Here is a 1644-nt window from a genome sequence, read left to right as displayed (position 1 = left end):
CACCGCGGAGCGCCTGCTGCCCGACGCGCCGCGGCCGGAACGCGCGGTCGCCCCCGCCGGCGCCGCCGCCGCGCTGGCGCTGGCCAAGCTCGGCCGGCTGCTGCCCGCCCTGGTCGCCACCCCGCTGCGGGATGGCGCCGGGCTGCATCGCCACGACCTGCTGGCGGTCGAGGCGGCGCAGGTCCTGGCCTATCCGGCCGGCGCCGCCACCACGCTGCGCAAGGTGGCCGAGGCGGCGGTGCCGCTGGCCGCCGCCCCGGATGCGCGGGTCGCCGCCTTCCGCGCCGCCGATGGCGGGATCGAGCACCTGGCCATCCTGATCGGCCGGCCGGAGGCGGCGGATGCGCCGCTCGCCCGCATGCATTCGGAATGCTTCACGGGCGACCTGCTGGGGTCGCTCCGCTGCGATTGCGGGCCGCAGCTGCAGGGCGCCATCGCCCGGATGGCGGAGGCGGGGGCCGGCGTGCTGCTCTACCTGGCGCAGGAAGGGCGAGGCATCGGCCTGGTCAACAAGCTGCGCGCCTATGCGCTGCAGGATGCCGGGCTCGACACGCTGGATGCCAACCGTGCCCTGGGCTGGGGCGCCGATGAGCGGAATTTCCTGGTCGCCGCCACGATGCTGCGGGAGCTGGGGATCGAGCGGGTGCGGCTGCTGACCAACAACCCGGAGAAGCTCAGGGCGCTGGCCGCCTGCGGCATCGCGGTGGAGGGGCGGGTGGAGCACGCCTTCCCGCCGAACGGGGTGAATGACGGCTACCTCGCCACCAAGGCGACCCGCTTCGGCCATCTGCTGGCGTGACCCCGCGCGCCGAGCCCCGCAGCGTGAGCGCGTTGCGATGAGCCGGACGCGATGAGCATGGCGCCGCCCGATCCCGGCCGCGCGGTGGTGGGGCCGGACCGCATCCTGCGGCTGGGGCCGCATGCCTGGCGCTGCGCCCTGGGCAAGGGTGGCATCCGGGCGGAGAAGCGGGAAGGGGATGGCGCGACCCCGGCCGGGGTCCTGCCGCTGCGCCGGGTGCTCTACCGCGCCGACCGCGTCGCGCCCCCGGCCTGCCGGGTGCGGCTCGAGCCGCTGTCGCCCGAGGATGGCTGGTGCGACGACCCGGCCGATGCCGCCTACAACCGACCGGTGCGGTTGCCCCATGCGGCCCGGCATGAGCGGCTGTGGCGGGAGGACCCGCTCTACGACCTGATCGGCGTGCTGGGCTGGAACGACGATCCGGTCGAGCGGGGCCGGGGCAGCGCGATCTTCCTGCACCTGGCCCGGTCCGACCTGGCGCCGACCGAAGGCTGCATCGCCCTGCCCGAGCGCGATCTGCGGCTTGCCCTGGCCGCCGGCCTGACCGGCATCGAGGTCCGGCCGGGCTGACCGCCCCGCGGGCGCCGGGCGATCCCCGGCCCCCGATCCATCGCCGCGGCGGCGCGGCGCGGGCAGGCGGCCCGCCATGGACGGGCGCGGCTGGATCGCGCACCGCGAAGCCCGGCCGGCCGCTTCCCCTGGGCGCATCGCCAGGCAGGGCGGCCGCGGCGGCATCGCGTCCTATCCCTCTCCGGCCCCGGGGCGGCCCTGGCGTGTCGCGCCCGCGGGACCCCGCGGCGCGACGGCATCAGGGGCCGCGGGCGCGCGGCCGGCGAGGCGACCTA

General features: G+C 77.4%; 2 protein-coding genes. Both read left to right on the top strand.

Annotated features, from left to right (window positions below):
- On the top strand, positions 1–799 hold a 799-nt coding region (ribA, locus tag E2C05_RS31600; protein ID WP_240046981.1), incomplete at its 5' end, for a GTP cyclohydrolase II.
- Between the two features lie 51 nt (positions 800–850).
- Positions 851–1369, top strand: coding sequence for a L,D-transpeptidase family protein (locus E2C05_RS31595; protein WP_133223557.1), 519 nt, complete (start codon positions 851–853; stop codon positions 1367–1369).
- Positions 1370–1644 lie beyond the last annotated feature (275 nt).

The sequence above is a fragment of the Paracraurococcus ruber genome, from assembly GCF_004353985.1.
GTDB lineage: Bacteria > Pseudomonadota > Alphaproteobacteria > Acetobacterales > Acetobacteraceae > Paracraurococcus > Paracraurococcus ruber.
Note: the sequence above shows the minus strand (reverse complement) of the source record. Positions and strands in the feature narration are given on the sequence as shown.

What these genes read in the sequence shown, in the direction of transcription:
- E2C05_RS31595 (WP_133223557.1), top strand. Translation starts at nt 851, where the DNA reads ATGAGCATGGCGCCGCCCGATCCCGGCCGCGCGGTGGTGGGGCCGGAC.